Origin of the sequence: Phenylobacterium sp., assembly GCF_044358365.1 — a bacterium.
Lineage (GTDB): Bacteria > Pseudomonadota > Alphaproteobacteria > Caulobacterales > Caulobacteraceae > Phenylobacterium.
Window position 1 is genome coordinate 57,065 of record NZ_JBIKNZ010000004.1, and the last position, 15,750, is coordinate 72,814.

17 protein-coding genes are annotated in these 15,750 nt (G+C 63.5%); all 17 read left to right on the plus strand.

Features of this window, described 5'->3' with window-relative positions; translation table 11 throughout:
- Positions 1-282: 282 nt before the first annotated feature.
- Entirely contained in the window at positions 283-660 is a 378-nt protein-coding gene (locus tag ACIQ3B_RS02335; protein ID WP_397399701.1) for an NADH-quinone oxidoreductase subunit A, read from the plus strand.
- Positions 630-1,232, plus strand: a complete 603-nt coding sequence (locus tag ACIQ3B_RS02340) for a NuoB/complex I 20 kDa subunit family protein (RefSeq protein WP_397399702.1) — start codon at positions 630-632, stop codon at positions 1,230-1,232. The genes ACIQ3B_RS02335 and ACIQ3B_RS02340 overlap by 31 nt, the downstream gene beginning before the upstream one ends.
- Positions 1,229-1,849, plus strand: a complete 621-nt coding sequence (locus ACIQ3B_RS02345) for an NADH-quinone oxidoreductase subunit C (RefSeq protein ID WP_397399703.1) — start codon at positions 1,229-1,231, stop codon at positions 1,847-1,849. The genes ACIQ3B_RS02340 and ACIQ3B_RS02345 overlap by 4 nt, the downstream gene beginning before the upstream one ends.
- Positions 1,846-3,081: an NADH-quinone oxidoreductase subunit D gene (locus ACIQ3B_RS02350; protein WP_397399704.1), complete on the plus strand. Its 1,236-nt coding sequence runs from the start codon at positions 1,846-1,848 to the stop codon at positions 3,079-3,081. Before ACIQ3B_RS02345 ends, ACIQ3B_RS02350 begins: the two co-directional genes overlap by 4 nt.
- Entirely contained in the window at positions 3,078-3,428 is a 351-nt protein-coding gene (locus tag ACIQ3B_RS02355) for a nuclear transport factor 2 family protein (protein ID WP_397399705.1), read from the plus strand. The genes ACIQ3B_RS02350 and ACIQ3B_RS02355 overlap by 4 nt, the downstream gene beginning before the upstream one ends.
- 9 nt (positions 3,429-3,437) lie before the next feature.
- The gene (nuoE, locus tag ACIQ3B_RS02360; RefSeq protein WP_397399706.1) at positions 3,438-4,100 is read left to right on the plus strand and encodes an NADH-quinone oxidoreductase subunit NuoE; all 663 of its coding nucleotides are present in this window, start codon (positions 3,438-3,440) and stop codon (positions 4,098-4,100) included.
- A gap of 172 nt (positions 4,101-4,272) precedes the next feature.
- Positions 4,273-4,479, plus strand: a complete 207-nt coding sequence (locus tag ACIQ3B_RS02365; protein ID WP_397399707.1) for a hypothetical protein — start codon at positions 4,273-4,275, stop codon at positions 4,477-4,479.
- A gap of 2 nt (positions 4,480-4,481) precedes the next feature.
- Positions 4,482-5,795, plus strand: coding sequence for an NADH-quinone oxidoreductase subunit NuoF (nuoF, locus tag ACIQ3B_RS02370; protein WP_397399708.1), 1,314 nt, complete (start codon positions 4,482-4,484; stop codon positions 5,793-5,795).
- Between the two features lie 5 nt (positions 5,796-5,800).
- Positions 5,801-7,840: an NADH-quinone oxidoreductase subunit NuoG gene (gene nuoG, locus ACIQ3B_RS02375; protein ID WP_397399709.1), complete on the plus strand. Its 2,040-nt coding sequence runs from the start codon at positions 5,801-5,803 to the stop codon at positions 7,838-7,840.
- A 4-nt stretch (positions 7,841-7,844) separates the two neighbouring features.
- Positions 7,845-8,912 (plus strand): NADH-quinone oxidoreductase subunit NuoH, encoded by a 1,068-nt coding sequence (gene nuoH, locus ACIQ3B_RS02380; RefSeq protein WP_397399710.1) that lies wholly within the window; start codon positions 7,845-7,847, stop codon positions 8,910-8,912.
- Positions 8,909-9,112, plus strand: coding sequence for a hypothetical protein (locus ACIQ3B_RS02385; RefSeq protein ID WP_397399711.1), 204 nt, complete (start codon positions 8,909-8,911; stop codon positions 9,110-9,112). The genes nuoH and ACIQ3B_RS02385 overlap by 4 nt, the downstream gene beginning before the upstream one ends.
- Positions 9,112-9,603, plus strand: coding sequence for an NADH-quinone oxidoreductase subunit NuoI (nuoI, locus tag ACIQ3B_RS02390; RefSeq protein WP_397399712.1), 492 nt, complete (start codon positions 9,112-9,114; stop codon positions 9,601-9,603). The genes ACIQ3B_RS02385 and nuoI overlap by 1 nt, the downstream gene beginning before the upstream one ends.
- Before the next feature lie 97 nt (positions 9,604-9,700).
- Positions 9,701-10,324: an NADH-quinone oxidoreductase subunit J gene (locus ACIQ3B_RS02395; RefSeq protein WP_397399713.1), complete on the plus strand. Its 624-nt coding sequence runs from the start codon at positions 9,701-9,703 to the stop codon at positions 10,322-10,324.
- Positions 10,324-10,632 (plus strand): NADH-quinone oxidoreductase subunit NuoK, encoded by a 309-nt coding sequence (gene nuoK, locus ACIQ3B_RS02400; protein WP_397399746.1) that lies wholly within the window; start codon positions 10,324-10,326, stop codon positions 10,630-10,632. The genes ACIQ3B_RS02395 and nuoK overlap by 1 nt, the downstream gene beginning before the upstream one ends.
- A 4-nt stretch (positions 10,633-10,636) precedes the next feature.
- Positions 10,637-12,712, plus strand: coding sequence for an NADH-quinone oxidoreductase subunit L (gene nuoL / locus ACIQ3B_RS02405; RefSeq protein WP_397399714.1), 2,076 nt, complete (start codon positions 10,637-10,639; stop codon positions 12,710-12,712).
- Positions 12,709-14,220, plus strand: coding sequence for an NADH-quinone oxidoreductase subunit M (locus ACIQ3B_RS02410; protein ID WP_397399747.1), 1,512 nt, complete (start codon positions 12,709-12,711; stop codon positions 14,218-14,220). The genes nuoL and ACIQ3B_RS02410 overlap by 4 nt, the downstream gene beginning before the upstream one ends.
- Entirely contained in the window at positions 14,217-15,647 is a 1,431-nt protein-coding gene (nuoN, locus tag ACIQ3B_RS02415) for an NADH-quinone oxidoreductase subunit NuoN (protein WP_397399715.1), read from the plus strand. Before ACIQ3B_RS02410 ends, nuoN begins: the two co-directional genes overlap by 4 nt.
- The last annotated feature ends 103 nt before the right edge of the window (positions 15,648-15,750 follow it).

The window sequence follows — 15,750 nt, forward strand, 5'->3', positions numbered from 1 at the left end:
CCGGTCAGGCGAAGGCGGCTCTGATAGGGGCGGTGCGGAATCGTGTCAATGTTTGAGTGTAGTCTTGCCGCCCATGCGAAGCGGGGGAGGGGGACTGCGCCCCGCAGAGGGCGTGGTGGAAGGAGCGAATTCAAGCGCCGAGCCCGGTCCCGCCCCTTCCACCGTCGACTTGCAGCCGACGGCCCCCTTCCCCGCGAACGGGGAAAGCAAGATCGCACAAGGTGGGTTTGAAACGGGCGTATGATCGGTCTAGAAGACCCGCGACTCCCGTCGGAGACTCATGTGAACGCCTTTCTGCTCGAGTACCTGCCCATCGTGATCTTTCTGGGAATCGCGGCGGTTCTGGGGATTGTCTTCATCCTGTTCGCCGTGGTGATTGCGCCCAAGGCGCCGGATCCCGAAAAGCTGTCCTCGTACGAGTGCGGCTTCAATGCGTTTGATGACGCCCGCATGAAGTTCGATGTGCGGTTCTATCTGGTCTCGATCCTCTTCATCATTTTCGACCTGGAAGTGGCGTTCCTGTTTCCCTGGGCTGTGGCGCTGATGAAGCTGCCACCGGAGACCGCTCAGTTTGCCTTCTGGTCCATGATGACCTTCCTGGGCGTGCTGACTGTAGGCTTCATCTACGAATGGAAAAAGGGAGCCCTGGAATGGGAGTGATCATTCCCCCGGGCGTGAGCGCCGTGCCCGCCGGCGCCGCCGGCCGCACGACGGTCGAAGGCTACAACCCCGAACTTCACGACCCGTTCTTTGACGGCGTGTCCCAGCGCCTGTCAGACAAGGGATTTGTCACCGCCAGTCTGGATGACCTGATCACCTGGGCGCGCACCGGATCGCTGATGTGGATGACCTTTGGTCTGGCCTGCTGCGCGGTCGAGATGATGCAGGCTTCGATGCCGCGTTACGATCTGGAGCGGTACGGCTTCGCGCCGCGCGCCAGCCCGCGCCAGTCAGACGTGATGATTGTGGCCGGCACCCTGGTCAACAAGATGGCCCCGGCGCTGCGCAAGGTCTACGACCAGATGCCCGAGCCGCGCTATGTGATCTCCATGGGCAGCTGCGCCAATGGTGGCGGCTACTACTACTTCAGCTACTCCACCGTCCGTGGCTGCGACAGGATTGTGCCCGTGGACATCTATGTGCCCGGCTGCCCGCCCACCGCGGAAGCCTTGATCTACGGGATCCTGCAACTGCAGAAGAAGATCCGTCGGACGGGGACCATCGAGCGATGACCTGGCCCGTCAAGGACACCGATCTCACCAAGCTCGGCAAGGCGATCTGCAAGGGCGCCAAGGGTATCATCACCGTCGCTGACGTGCAGTTCGGCGAGCTGACGTTGACCGGGCCGGCCAGCCGGATCGTCGAGGCGCTGACGATCCTGCGCGACGAGCATGGCTTTCACCAGCTGATCGACCTGTGCGGCGCCGACTATCCCGAACGCCCGCTACGGTTCGATGTGGTCTACCATCTGCTGTCTATGACCCATAACCGACGCGTCCGGATCAAGGTTCAGACCGACGAGGACACGCCCGTGGCCTCGGCCACCGGCGTCTTTCCTGCCGCCAACTGGTTCGAGCGCGAGGCGTTCGACATGTACGGCATCTTCTTCGACAATCACCCGGATCTGCGCCGCATCCTCACCGACTACGGCTTCCACGGCCATCCGCTGCGCAAAGACTTCCCGATGACCGGCTACGTCGAGGTTCGCTACGACGAGGAGCTGAAGCGGGTGGTCTATGAACCGGTGAAGTCGGTGGAATGGCGTAACTGGGACTTCCTCAGTCCCTGGGAAGGCATCGAGCGCGGCTTCGCCGCCGTTCTGCCGGGCGACGAAAAGGGCAAGTCATGAGCGTGAAGGCGCCCGCGCTGCCGGCGGACTATTTCCACGACCCCAAGGTCCCGGAGACCCCGGTCCGCAAGTTCAACATCAACTTCGGGCCGCAACACCCGGCCGCCCACGGCGTGCTGCGCCTGGTGCTGGAACTGGACGGCGAAGTGGTCGAGCGGGTCGACCCGCACATCGGCCTCCTGCACCGGGGCACCGAGAAGCTGATGGAGGCCCGGCCCTATCAGCAGACAATCCCCTACATGGACCGCCTCGACTACGTGGCGCCCATGAACCAGGAACATGCCTATGTCCTGGCGATCGAGAAGCTGCTCGGCATCGAGGCGCCCTATCGCGGCCTGCTCATCCGGACCCTGTACGACGAGATCGGCCGTATCCTCAGCCACCTGCTCAACGTGACCACCCAGGCCATGGATGTGGGCGCGCTCACCCCGCCGCTCTGGGGCTTCGAAGAGCGCGAAAAGCTGATGGTCTTCTACGAGCGCGCGTCGGGCGCCCGTATGCATGCTAACTTCTATCGTGTCGGCGGCGTGCGTCAGGACCTGCCGGAAGCACTGATCCGCGATATCGACGACTGGTGCGACTATTTCCCGCGTATTGTCGATGATCTGGAAGGCCTGATCACCGGCAGCCGGATCTTCAAGCAGCGCAACGTCGACATCGGCGTGGTCACGCGGGAAGAGGCCATCGCTCACAGCTTCTCCGGGGTGCTGGTGCGCGGTTCCGGGATTTCGTGGGATCTGCGCCGGGCGCAACCCTACGCGGCCTACAACGACATGGAATTCGACGTGCCGCTGGGCGTGCACGGCGACTGCTACGATCGCTACCTCTGCCGGATGCGCGAGATGCGCGAGTCCGCAAAGATCATGAAGCAGTGCTGCGAGCGTCTGCTGAAGATGCCGGGCCCTGTGTTGATCGAGGACAACAAGATCGCGGCGCCGCGTCGGGGCGAGATGAAGCGCTCAATGGAAGCGCTCATCCACCACTTCAAGCTCTTCACCGAGGGCTATCGTACACCTCCGGGCGAGGTCTACGCCTGCGTCGAGGCGCCCAAGGGCGAGTTCGGCGTCTATCTGGTCAGCGACGGCACCAACAAACCCTACCGCGCCAAGATCCGCGCGCCGGGCTATCCGCACCTGCAGGCCATGGACTGGATGAACCGCGGCCACATGCTGGCCGACGTCTCCGCCATCCTGGGTTCGCTGGACATCGTGTTCGGGGAGATCGACCGGTGAGCGCCAGCGCCCAACTCAGCCCCGCCGACATCGCCCAGGGCCAACTCGACGCCTACAATGTCCAGGACCTGGATGCGCACTGCGCGTTCTTCGCCGACGACATCACCGTGGCCGATCTGAACGGTGACGTGACCATCCAAGGGATCGCGGCCTATCGCGCCAAGTACGTTCAGGTGTTCGCGGACTTCCCGCAGAACCGGGCGCGGCTGGTCAACCGGATCTGCGTCGGCCAGACCGTTATCGATCATGAGGACGTGAGTCGCGGCCCCGACGGCCCGAACTTCCAGGTGATCGCCATCTACACCCTCGCCGGCGGCAAGATCGCTCGCGTGGATTTCGTGAAGTGAGGGCCTGAGTTGAGCGTCCGTCGTCTTGCCGCCGTCCAGCCGGCCAGCTTCGCCTTCAAGCCGGCGACGCTGAAGGCCGCAAAAGTGTGGATGGAAAACTTCCCGGCCGGGAAGCAGCAGTCGGCCGTGGTGCCGACCCTTTGGCTGGTGCAGAAGCAGGAAGGCTGGCTGTCCGAGCCCGCGATCCGCGCCGTCGCCGAGCTGCTGGGCATGCCGGTGATCCGGGTGCTGGAGGTCGCGACCTTCTACACCATGTTCATGCTGGAGCCGGTGGGCGAGGTGGCCCTGGTGCAGGTGTGCGGCACCACACCGTGCCAGACCCGCGGATCCGAGGACCTGCTGGCCGTCTGCAAGCGCAAGTTCGGACCGCAGAACCATCGCTCGGCGGACGGCAAGTTCTACTGGCAGGAAGTGGAGTGCCTTGGTGCGTGCTCGAACGCCCCGATGGCCGCTATCAATGACTACTATTACGAAGATCTAACGCCCGAGAGCTTCGAAAAGCTGCTGGACGATTTCGCGGCGGGCAAGAAGCCCAAGCCCGGGTCCGCCATCGGCCGCCAGGGTTCTTCGCCCGAAGGCGGGGCCACAACGCTCACCGACGAAACCCTGTTCAACGGTTCGCTGGCCAAGAAGATCAAGGTGCCGAACCTGCCGACGAAGGTGAAGGCATGAGGGTGGTGATACCAATTGCCTCCCACGCGAAGCGGGGGAGGGGGACCGCGCCCCGCAGAGGGCGTGGTGGAGGGGGCGTGTTTAAGCTCCGTGCCCGGTCTCGCCCCTTCCACCCCCCGCTCTTCGGCGGGCGGTCCCCCTTCCCCGTAGACGGGGAAGGCAAGGAGGGCGCATGACCCCCGAACTTGCCGCGCAGAAGAAGCGCCTGACGACGATGGCGATCATCAATGTGGTGAGCGTCGTCGTCGCGCTGACGTCGATCGTGCTGCATTACATGTTCGCCCTCGATTGGGCATTGTTCGTGTTCGGAGGCGCGCTGCTGGTGGGCTTCGGGACGCAGATCTGGTTTATCGCCGGCTTTCGCCGGAAGGGAGCTTGAGCGTGGCGGGTATCCTGGCTGACAAGGACCGCATCTTCCTGAACCTCTATGGCCAGCGTGACTGGGGCCTGGAGGGCGCCAAGGTGCGCGGCGCGTGGAATGGCACGAAGGATATCGTGGCCCAGACGCCCGAATGGATCTGCGACCAGATGAAGGCGTCCGGCCTGCGCGGCCGCGGCGGCGCGGGCTTTGCCACCGGCCTGAAGTGGACCTTCATGCCCAAGCAGGAGAGCGAGCGGCCACACTACCTGCTGGTCAACGCCGACGAGTCCGAGCCAGGCGCGTGCAAGGACCGCGACATCCTGCGGAACGATCCACACCTGCTGATCGAGGGTTGCGTCATCGCCTGCAAGGCCATGCGCTCGCACCAGGCCTACATCTATATCCGCGGCGAGTATGTGCACGAGCGTGAGCGCCTGACCGCGGCGATCAAGCAGGCCTATGAGGCCAGGCTGATCGGCAAGGGCAGCATCCTGGGCTACGACGTGGACGTCGGCCTGCAGCACGGCGGCGGCGCCTATATCTGCGGCGACGAAACCGCCCTCATGGAAAGCTTCGAGGGCAAGAAGGGCCAGCCGCGCCTGAAACCGCCGTTCCCGGCCGGCGCCGGCATCTATGGCTGCCCGACCACGGTGAACAACGTCGAGACCATCGCGGTTGTGGGAACGATCCTGCGGCGCGGCGCCGATTGGTTCGCCGGGTTCGGAACCGAAAAGTCCACAGGCACAAAGCTGTTCGCGGGCTCCGGTCACCTGAATAAGCCCTGTGTGGTCGAGGACGCCGTCGGTATCAGCGTCAAGCAGCTGATCGAAGATCATTTCGGCGGCGTGCGCGGCGGCTGGAGCAATCTCAAGGCCGTGATCCCTGGCGGGATCTCGGTGCGGATGATCCCGGCCGAAGAGGCCGAGGTCGCGCTGATGACCTATGAGGATCTCCAGGCCCGGGGCTCCGGCCTTGGAACCGGCACCATGATCGTCTTCGACAAGGACGCCGATCTGGTGAAGGCCATCGCGCGGGCCAGCTACTTCTACAAGCACGAAAGTTGCGGCCAGTGCACGCCGTGCCGCGAAGGCACCGGCTGGATGTGGCGGGTGATGGAGCGGATGGTCACCGGCGAGGCCGAAATGTCGGAGATCGACATGCTGCTCGACGTGGCCAGCCAGGTTGAAGGCCACACAATCTGCGGGCTTGGCGACGCCGCCGCCTGGCCGATCCAGGGCCTGTTCCGCCACTTCCGTCATGAGGTCGAGGACCGCATCACCCAATACCGGGCGCGCAAGGGCAGCTATGCCGGCGCCTCGATCGCGGCGGAGTAAGTCATATGCCTATCGCCAAGGTCGACGGGGTCGAGGTTGAGTTCGAAGCCGGGATGAATGTCCTGCAAGTGGCTGAACTCGCCGGAAAGGAGATTCCGCGCTTCTGCTATCACGAGCGCCTGAGCATCGCCGGTAACTGCCGTATGTGCCTGGTCGAGGTGAAGCCGGGCCCGCCCAAGCCGCAGGCGTCGTGTGCGCTTCCGGCAGCCGAGGGCCAGGAAATCTTCACTGACACGCCGATGGTTCGCAAGGCGCGCCACGGCGTCATGGAATTCCTGCTGATCAACCACCCGCTGGATTGCCCGATCTGCGATCAGGGCGGCGAGTGCGATCTGCAGGATCAGGCCATGGGTTATGGTCGCGACGACAGCCGCTATGCGGACAACAAGCGGGCGGTCGAAGAAAAGTTCATGGGGCCGTTGATCAAGACGGTCATGACCCGCTGCATCCAGTGCACCCGCTGCGTGCGCTTCATCACCGAGGTGGCCGGCGTGCCGGAAATCGGCCTGATAAGTCGCGGCGAAGACGTTGAAATCACGACATATCTCGACAAGGCGGTGACGTCTGAACTGTCGGCCAACATCATCGATCTCTGCCCGGTCGGCGCGCTTACCTCCAAGCCCTACGCCTTCAACGCCCGGCCCTGGGAACTGAAGAAAACCGAGAGCGTGGACGTGATGGATGCGCTGGGCTCGGCGATCCGGGTCGATGTGCGCGGGTCCGCCGTGCTGCGCGTGCTGCCGCGCACCAACGAGGCGATCAACGAAGAGTGGATCTCGGACAAGACCCGCTATGCGGTGGACGGCCTGGCCCGCCAGCGCCTGGACCGTCCCTTCCTCCGCGAAGGCGGCAAGCTCCGCCCGGCGACATGGGTTGAGGCCCTCGACGCCGTGGCGGCCAGGGTCAAGGCGACGACCCCGGATCGTGTGGGCGTGATCGCCGGCGATCTGCAGGACGTCGAGTCCATGAAAGCCGCCAAGGACCTGTTTGGCGGCCTGGGCGTCACCAGCCTCGACTGCCGTCAGGACGGAATGGTGCTCGGACACGGCCAGCGCGAGAGCTGGCTGTTGAACTCCACTATACAGGGTCTTGAAGACGCTGATGTTATCCTGATTGTGGGTAGCAACCCGCGTATAGAAGCCCCGGTGCTGAACGCCCGCCTGCGCAAGCGCTGGATGGTGGGCGCGCTGCAAGTTGGTCTCATCGGCGAGGCCGTCGACCTGACCTATGACTATGAGCATCTGGGCGCCGGCCCTGAGAGCCTGGGCGCTCTGGCCAAGTCGAAGGGTGGGTTCCTGAAGGCGCTGAAGGCCGCGAAATCCCCCGCCATCATCGTGGGCGCGGGTGCGCTGGGCCGCGCTGACAGCGCAGCCGTCCTCCAGGCTGCCGCCGGCGTCGCCAAAACCTATGGGATGACCTGGAACGTACTGCACACCGCGGCCAGCCGGGTCGGTGGTCTGGATCTGGGCTTCGTCCCCGGCGATGGCGGCAAGACGGCCGCTGAGCTGGCGGCCAAGGGCGGCGCCGATGTGCTGGTGCTGCTCGGGGCCGACGAGATTGATGTCTCGAAATCCGACGCCTTCGTGGTCTATCTGGGCACCCACGGCGATGCGGGCGCGCACCGCGCCGACGTCATCCTGCCGGGCGCGGCCTATACCGAGAAGAACGGCCTTTACGTCAACACCGAGGGCCGGGTTCAGCTTGGCATGCGCGCCGTATTCCCCAAAGGCGATGCCAAGGAAGACTGGGCGATCCTGCGGGCGCTTTCCGAGCGCATGGGGGCCAAACTGCCCTACGACACGCTCGACCAGCTCCGGGCGAAGCTGTTTGCAGACCACCCCACCTTCGGACGGATCGACTACGTGCCGGATACGCCGCTGGCTGTGGATCTGGGCGCCCTGGGCGCCAAGGGCGCGCACTCTGATGCGCCGCTGTCGAGCGGCCTGAAGAGCTTCTACCTGTCGAACCCGATCGCCCGCGCCAGCGTGACCATGGCCGAGTGCGCCTCGGTGGCTGCGGGTACAGCCAAGATGGCGGCGGAGTAGGGGCATGGATTTCTGGACCACCCCGATCGGCTGGACGATCCTGACTGTCGCCCACATTCTGGCGGTGACCGTATCGCTGCTGCTTATCGTCGCCTTCATCATCTATGGCGACCGCAAGATCTTCGCTGGCGTTCAGGCGCGAAAGGGCCCCAACGTCGTCGGTCCGTTCGGCCTGCTTCAATCGTTTGCGGACCTGGGCAAGTTCCTCGTGAAGGAACTCGTCATCCCGGCTGGCGCCGACAAGGCCGTATTCCTGCTAGCCCCGTTGATCAGTGTAACGCTGGCGTTTGGCGGCTGGGCGGTGATGCCGATCGCGCCCGGCTGGGGGATCTCCGACATCAACGTGGGCATCCTCTACCTGTTCGCCGTCTCTTCAATGGGCGTCTACGGCATCATCATGGGCGGGTGGGCTTCGAACTCGAAGTACCCGTTTCTGGGGTCGCTGCGGTCTGCGGCGCAGATGGTGTCCTATGAGGTCTCCATTGGCTTTGTGATCATCACCGTCATCCTGCTGGCCGGCAGCATGAACCTCAACCAGATCACCGAGGCGCAAGCGGGCGGTTTCTGGAACTGGTACATGTTCGGCGGCGGCCTGGATAACCTGCCGCTGATCCTGATCATGTTCCCGATGGGTGTGATTTTCTTCATTTCGGGACTGGCCGAGACCAACCGTCCTCCCTTTGACCTGCCCGAAGCCGAGTCCGAGTTGGTGGCGGGCTATGCCGTCGAATACGGCTCGACGCCCTATCTGCTGTTCTACCTGGCCGAGATGCTGAACATCGTCCTGATGAGCGGGCTGATGGCCGTGCTGTTCCTGGGCGGCTGGCACGCGCCCTGGCCGGCGGGCTACCTCGAGAGCTGGCCTGCTTGGCTGGTCAGCCTGCATGGGCTGTTCTTCTTCGCCATCAAGACGTTCTTCGTCTTCTTCATGAACGCCATGGTCCGCGCGATCGTGCCCCGCTATCGCTACGATCAGTTGATGCGCCTGGGCTGGAAAGTGTTCCTCCCGACCTCGCTGGTGGCCGTGGCCGTTGTCGCGGGCTGGCAGGTCTACACCGGGTTCGGCACATGAAGCTGGCGGGGGGGCTGATCATCACCTTGCTGCTGAGCGCATGCGCCGGCGGCGTCGGAACCGGCGCAAGCGCCGGTGTGGCGACCTATGATGACCTCAAAGCCGCGACAGCCGCCTGCGCCGCCAAGGGCGGCCATCTGAAGCTGAAACGAAACGGCGACATCAAGTATCTTGATGACTACGCCTGCGAGAAGACCTGATGTTGAACCGAGTCGGACAGGCCCTCCGGGGCGCAGCGCTCATGGATTTCGTCGGCGCCTTCGGGCTTGCGATGAAGTATATGGTGCGGCCCAAGAAGACCGTGCAGTATCCGCATGAGCGGGGCCCCCAGAGCCCGCGTTTCCGCGGCGAGCATGCCCTGCGTCGCTACGCCAATGGCGAGGAGCGCTGCATTGCCTGCAAGCTTTGCGAGGCGATCTGCCCGGCCCAGGCCATCACCATTGAGGCCGAACCTCGTGAGGACGGATCGCGGCGAACGACTCGCTATGACATTGACATGGTCAAGTGCATCTACTGCGGCCTGTGCCAGGAGGCCTGCCCGGTGGACGCCATCGTCGAAGGCCCGAACACCGAGTTCGCGGTCGAGACGCGTGAGGAACTCTACTATGACAAGGCGCGGCTGCTGGATAACGGCGACCGCTGGGAGCGTGAAATCGCGAAGAATATGGAACTGGACGCGCCGTATCGCTAAACGGGCGTCGCGATTCCACGCCCAATGATCCGACGGGCGTGACGGGGAGTTCCGTCACGTACTGAATTGAGTACTTCGAGGGGAAAAGAAGAGCCGCATGGCCCTGCAGGCGATCGCATTCTACCTGATCTCGGCGGTCACGCTGGTGGCCGGATTCTGCGTGGTGTCGGCCCGCAATCCGGTGCACTCGGTGTTGTGGCTGATCCTGGCCTTCTTCTCGGCCGCCGGACTGTTCGTGCTTCTGGGCGCGGAGTTCCTGGCGATGCTGCTGGTAGTGGTCTACGTCGGCGCCGTTGCTGTGCTGTTCCTGTTTGTGGTGATGATGCTGGACGTGGACTTCACGGCCCTGCGTCAGGGGTTCGCCCGCTACATGCCGCTGGGCCTTGTGATTGGGGCGTTCCTCGCCGCCGAGATGATTCTCGTGTCTACGGCCGTGGCGACCCGCGGCGCGGCCAAGGACAACGACACGCCAATGGCGTCCGGCGCCGGGGTCGACATCAGCAACGTCGAGGCGATCGGCCGGGTCCTCTACACGGACTATATCTACTTCTTCCAGGCGGCGGGGCTGGTGCTGCTGGTGGCTATGATTGGCGCCATCGTGCTGACGCTCCGCCACAAGCCTGGTGTGAAACGCCAGATCATCATGGACCAGGTGCTGCGCACGCCCGCCACCGGCATGACGATTGTCAACCCAAAGCCCGGCGAGGGGATCGGCGAATGATGGTCATCGGGCTCGCTCACTATCTGGCCGTCGCTGCGATTCTGTTCACGATCGGGGTGTTCGGCATTTTCGTGAACCGCAAGAACATCATCGTCATCCTGATGTCGGTGGAACTGATGCTGCTGGCGGTTAACATCAATCTGGTGGCCTTCTCGGTCTACCTGGGCAACGTGACAGGCCAGATCTTCGCCATGTTCGTGCTGACCGTGGCGGCGGCCGAGGCGGCCGTCGGACTGGCCATTCTCGTCACCTTCTTCCGTAACCGCGGCGACATCGCCGTGGATGACGCCGCGATGATGAAGGGTTGATCTCTTGGATCCTGTAGCCCTCGTCACCGTCATCCTGTTCGGCCCGCTGATCGGCGCGCTGGTTGCAGGCCTGTTCGGTCGCCAGATCGGCGACAAGGCCGCCATGACGGTCACCACCGGTTTCCTGATGCTGTCGGCCGCCCTTTCATGGGTGGTGTTCAGCCAATGGACCTGGGGCGGCCTCGAGCCGTTCACCCACGTCTACGCGCCCTTCATCCATGTGGGTGAATTCCAGTCGAACTGGGCGTTCAGGCTGGACGGTCTTTCTGCGGTGATGCTGGTGGTGGTGACCACTGTCTCGTCGCTGGTGCACCTCTATTCGTGGGGCTACATGGCCGAGGATCCGGCCAAGCCCCGGTTCTTTGCCTATCTTTCGCTGTTCACGTTCGCGATGCTCTCGCTGATCAGCGCGGCCGACTTCATGCAGCTGTTCTTCGGCTGGGAAGGCGTGGGCCTGGCCAGCTATCTGCTGATCGGGTTCTGGCACCACAAGGCCACCGCCAACGCCGCCTCAATCAAGGCGTTCGTGGTCAACCGGGTGGGTGACTTCGGCTTTGCGCTGGGCATCATGACGGTGTTTTGGGCGTTCGGAACCATCGACTTCGCCACCCTGTTCCCGTTGATCGAAGCGGGGGTCAGTCGGACATGGGAGTTCGCCGGTCAGGACTGGCAGCTGGTGGAACTGGCCTGCGTTCTGCTGTTCGTGGGCGCCATGGGCAAGTCGGCCCAGTTCTTCCTGCACACCTGGCTGCCTGATGCGATGGAAGGCCCGACGCCGGTCTCGGCCCTGATCCACGCCGCGACCATGGTGACGGCAGGGGTCTATATGGTCTGCCTGCTGTCGCCGATGTTCGAGTACGCGCCTGTGGCCAAGAACATCGTGACCGTCATCGGGGCGGTGACCGCGCTGTTCGCCGCGACGGTTGGCCTGACCCAGAACGATATCAAGCGCGTGATCGCCTACTCGACCTGTTCCCAGCTCGGCTACATGTTCTTCGCCGCCGGCGTCGGCGCCTATGACGCCGCCATGTTCCACCTGTTCACCCACGCCTTCTTCAAGGCGCTGTTGTTCCTGGGGGCGGGTTCAGTGATCCACGGCATGGCGCACGAACAGGACATGCGCCGCTATGGCCACCTGATGCCCTACATGAAATGGACCTTCGTGGTGATGACCATCGGCACCATCGCGATCACAGGTCTTGGAATTCCCTATCTGGAATGGGGCTTCGCCGGCTTCTACTCAAAGGACGCGATCATCCACGCTGCCTATGAAGCCGGTGGCGCAGGCCATCCCATGGGCTACTTCGCGTTTGCGGTCGGCATCCTGGTGGCAGGCCTGACAGCGTTCTATTCATGGCGCGTGGCGTTCTTCACGTTCAACGGGACCGCCCGCTGGACGTCCGAAGACCTTGAGCACCACTGGCATAATCGCGACCATGACCACGGTCATGATGACGCGCATGCCGCGCATGACCACAGTCACAGCGAACACGCTCACAGCGATCACGAGTACAAGCCGCACGAGAGCCCCTGGACTATGCGGATCCCGCTGATTGTCCTGGCCATCGGCGCCATCGGCGCGGGTTTTGCCTTCCACCATCAGTTCATCGGCGAGCACAGCTCGGAGTTCTGGCGCGGGGCCATCTTCAAGCTGCCGACTGAGCATGCAGCTGAGGGCGGCCACAGCTTCCCGGTCTGGGTGATGGTGACGCCAATTCTGGTGTCGGTGCTGGGCCTTCTGGTGGCGGCCTACATGTACATCTGGCGGGAAGGCACGGGCGCGAAGCTGGCGGCCAAGCAGGGCCTGCTCTACGTCTTCTTCTACAACAAGTGGTTCTTCGATGAGCTGTACAACGCCACGTTCGTGCGCGCTGCCAAATGGCTGGGCGACCTGTTCTGGAAGGGCGGCGACCAGAAGATCATCGACGGCTATGGGCCAGACGGTGTGGCCGCTTTGTCCGTCCGCTTTGGCAAGGGCGCAGGTCGCCTGCAGTCGGGCTATGTCTATCACTATGCCTTTGTGATGCTGCTGGGCGTCGCGGGCCTGCTGACGTTCGCCCTCTGGGCCTGGGCCGCCTGAGGGGGATGACAGACATGCCGTTGCTCTCCCTCATCACCTACGCGCCGCTGCTGGGCGTCGCCGGGATTCTGCTGGTCCGCCTGTTTGGCAAGCCCGAAAGCGCCACCGGCGACAATGCGTCGCGCTGGATCGCATTTGCGACCACGCTGGTGACACTGGCGCTGTCCGTGCTGCTGGTCGCGCAGTTTGACCCGAAGAACCCGGGCTTCCAGTTCGTCGAAGAGGCCCCCTGGTTCGCAGACCTCTACTACCGGATGGGCGTGGACGGCATTTCGGTGCTGTTTGTCTTGCTGACCGCCTTCCTGATGCCGATCTGCATCGCCGCCTCGTGGAAGTCGATCGAGACCCGCGTGCCGGAATACATGATGGCCTTCCTGCTGTTGGAGACGCTGGTGATCGGCGTGTTCTGCGCGCTGGATCTGGTGCTGTTCTATGCGTTCTTCGAGTTTGGTCTGGTGCCGATGTTCCTGATCATCGGCATCTGGGGCGGCCAACGTCGGGTCTACGCGGCCTTCAAATTCTTCCTCTATACCCTGCTGGGCTCGGTGCTCATGCTGGCGGCGATCCTCTTCATGATCGGGACGACCGGCACGAGCTCGATCCCGGAGCTGATGACCCACCACTTCGATCCGAATGTGCAGACCTGGCTATGGCTGGCCTTCTTCGCCTCCTTCGCGGTCAAGATGCCGATGTGGCCCGTGCACACCTGGCTTCCTGACGCTCACGTGGAAGCGCCTACGGCGGGCTCGGTGTTCCTGGCGGGCATCCTGCTGAAGATGGGGGGCTACGGTTTCCTGCGCTTCAGCCTGCCGATGTTCCCCAATGCCTCCGACCTGTTTGCCCCTCTAGTCTTCGGTCTTAGCGCCATCGCCGTCGTTTACACGTCGCTGGTCGCGTTCCGGCAGACGGATGTGAAGAAGCTGATCGCCTACTCGTCGGTGGCTCACATGGGCCTGGTGACCATGGGCATCTTCTCCGGCAACGCCCAGGGTGAGCAGGGCGCGATCTATCAGATGCTCAGCCACGGGCTGATCTCGGGTGCGTTGTTCCTCTGCGTCGGCGTCATCTACGACCGGATGCACACCCGCGAGATCAAGTTCTACGGCGGGCTTGTCACCCGGATGCCGGTCTATGCTGCGGTGTTCATGCTGTTCGCCATGGGCAATGTCGGTCTGCCGGGCACCAGCGGGTTCGTCGGCGAAATCCTGACGATGGTCGGCGTCTATCAGGTCTCGACCTGGACGGCGATTGTGGCTGCCTCCGGCGTGATCCTGTCGGCGGTCTACATGCTGACGCTCTACAGGGCTGTGGTGTTCGGTACGATCACCAATCCCAAGCTCGAGACCATCACCGACCTCAACTGGCGAGAGATTGCGATCTTTGCGCCGCTGATCGTCGGCACCCTCTATCTGGGCCTTCAGCCCAATTCCGTGTTCGACCTGACGTCGGCCTCGGTAGACCAGCTGGTGCAGGTCTACCAGGCGGCCATCGGCGGTGCCCACCCATGACGTTTTCCGCCAATCTCGCCCTGGCCATTCCGGAACTGATCCTCGCCATCGGCGCGCTGTCGCTGCTGGTCGTGGGCGCCTTTGCTCCCGCGCAGACCCGCATGGTGGGCTGGGCTAGTGTCCTGGTGTTGCTGGGCGCAACCGTCGCCACGGCGACCCAGCCGTTCGGCGTCGCTTTCAGCGGTGCTTTGATCTCGGATGCAGCCGCCACCTTCGCCAAGGCGGCGATCTATCTGGCGTCCGCCGTTGTGATCCCGCTGGCCCAGCCTTGGTTCGAGCGGCGTGGTGTGAAGGTCTTCGAATTCCCGATTCTGGTGCTGCTCGCCGCGCTCGGCATGGGCATGATGGTCTCTGCGGGGGATCTGATCTCGCTCTATATCGGCATCGAGTTGCAGAGCCTGGCGCTCTACGTTCTGGCCGCGATGCATCGTGACAACGCCAAGGCGTCGGAAGCGGGCCTGAAGTACTTCGTCCTCGGCGCCCTTTCGTCGGGATTGCTTCTGTATGGCGCCAGCCTGATCTACGGGTTTGCGGGCTCGACCCACTTCAGCGAGATCGCGCAGGCGGCCGGCGCTCCGGAAAACACGGGGCTCTTGTTCGGCCTTGTGTTCCTGATTTGCGGCATCGCCTTCAAGGTCTCGGCTGCGCCCTTCCACATGTGGACGCCCGACGTCTATGAGGGCGCGCCCACACCGATCGTCGCCTTCTTTGCCGCCGCACCCAAGCTGGCCGCCATGGTGCTGTTCGCCCGTGTGCTGGGCGAAGGCTTTGCGACTGCGGCGGGCCAGTGGCAGCAGATCCTAGTGATCATGGCCATGGCTTCTGTCGCCGTGGGGGCGTTCGCAGGCCTGGTTCAAAGCAATCTGAAGCGGCTGTGGGCCTATTCCTCGATCGCCAATATCGGTTACGCGGTGCTGGGTCTCTCGTCGGGAACGACCGAAGGCGCTCAGGCCATGCTGATGTTCATGGTGCTCTACATGATCGATGTGACGGGCTTTTTCGCCTGTCTGGCGGCGCTGTCGCGCGGCGGTCGGTCGATGGAGACGCTGCAGGACATGGCGGGCCTGATCAAGGAGCGTCCCGCGATCGCTCTGGCCATGACGGTGTTTGCACTGTCTGCTCTGGGCCTGCCGCCATTCTCGGGTTTCTTCGGGAAATACTATGTGTTCAAGGCGGCCCTGGATGCCGGTCTTTGGGGGCCGGCCGTGTTCGGTCTGGTCGGCTCGGTGGTCGCGGCCTTCTACTATCTGAAACTGATCAAGGTGATGTGGTTCGACCCCAGCCCGGGTGCGACGGACAAGCCGCCGGTTGAAGCCAACATGATCGCCCTCACATCAGCGCTCTTTGCCTTCCCTGTTGTCATCGTGGCGCTGCATAGCCTGGACGTGCTGGCGGAACGGGCGGCGCGCGCGCTCGGGCTCGCCTAGAGCGTGACAGCTTCAAGTGGATACCGGTTGAAGCGCGCGTCACGCTCTAAACATATGAAGAGCGAGCCTTTTTGTCCGCATCAGATGATCCCGTCTGATCCGG

Excerpts from the sequence above, each read along its gene's own strand:
- ACIQ3B_RS02340 (WP_397399702.1), top strand. The coding sequence starts at position 630 with ATGGAAAAAGGGAGCCCTGGAATGGGAGTGATCATTCCCCCGGGCGTG.
- ACIQ3B_RS02345 (WP_397399703.1), top strand. The coding sequence starts at position 1,229 with ATGACCTGGCCCGTCAAGGACACCGATCTCACCAAGCTCGGCAAGGCG.
- ACIQ3B_RS02350 (WP_397399704.1), top strand. The coding sequence starts at position 1,846 with ATGAGCGTGAAGGCGCCCGCGCTGCCGGCGGACTATTTCCACGACCCC.
- ACIQ3B_RS02365 (WP_397399707.1), top strand. The coding sequence starts at position 4,273 with ATGACCCCCGAACTTGCCGCGCAGAAGAAGCGCCTGACGACGATGGCG.
- nuoG (WP_397399709.1), top strand. The coding sequence starts at position 5,801 with ATGCCTATCGCCAAGGTCGACGGGGTCGAGGTTGAGTTCGAAGCCGGG.
- nuoH (WP_397399710.1), top strand. The coding sequence starts at position 7,845 with ATGGATTTCTGGACCACCCCGATCGGCTGGACGATCCTGACTGTCGCC.
- ACIQ3B_RS02385 (WP_397399711.1), top strand. The coding sequence starts at position 8,909 with ATGAAGCTGGCGGGGGGGCTGATCATCACCTTGCTGCTGAGCGCATGC.
- nuoI (WP_397399712.1), top strand. The coding sequence starts at position 9,112 with ATGTTGAACCGAGTCGGACAGGCCCTCCGGGGCGCAGCGCTCATGGAT.
- ACIQ3B_RS02395 (WP_397399713.1), top strand. The coding sequence starts at position 9,701 with ATGGCCCTGCAGGCGATCGCATTCTACCTGATCTCGGCGGTCACGCTG.
- nuoK (WP_397399746.1), top strand. The coding sequence starts at position 10,324 with ATGGTCATCGGGCTCGCTCACTATCTGGCCGTCGCTGCGATTCTGTTC.
- nuoN (WP_397399715.1), top strand. The coding sequence starts at position 14,217 with ATGACGTTTTCCGCCAATCTCGCCCTGGCCATTCCGGAACTGATCCTC.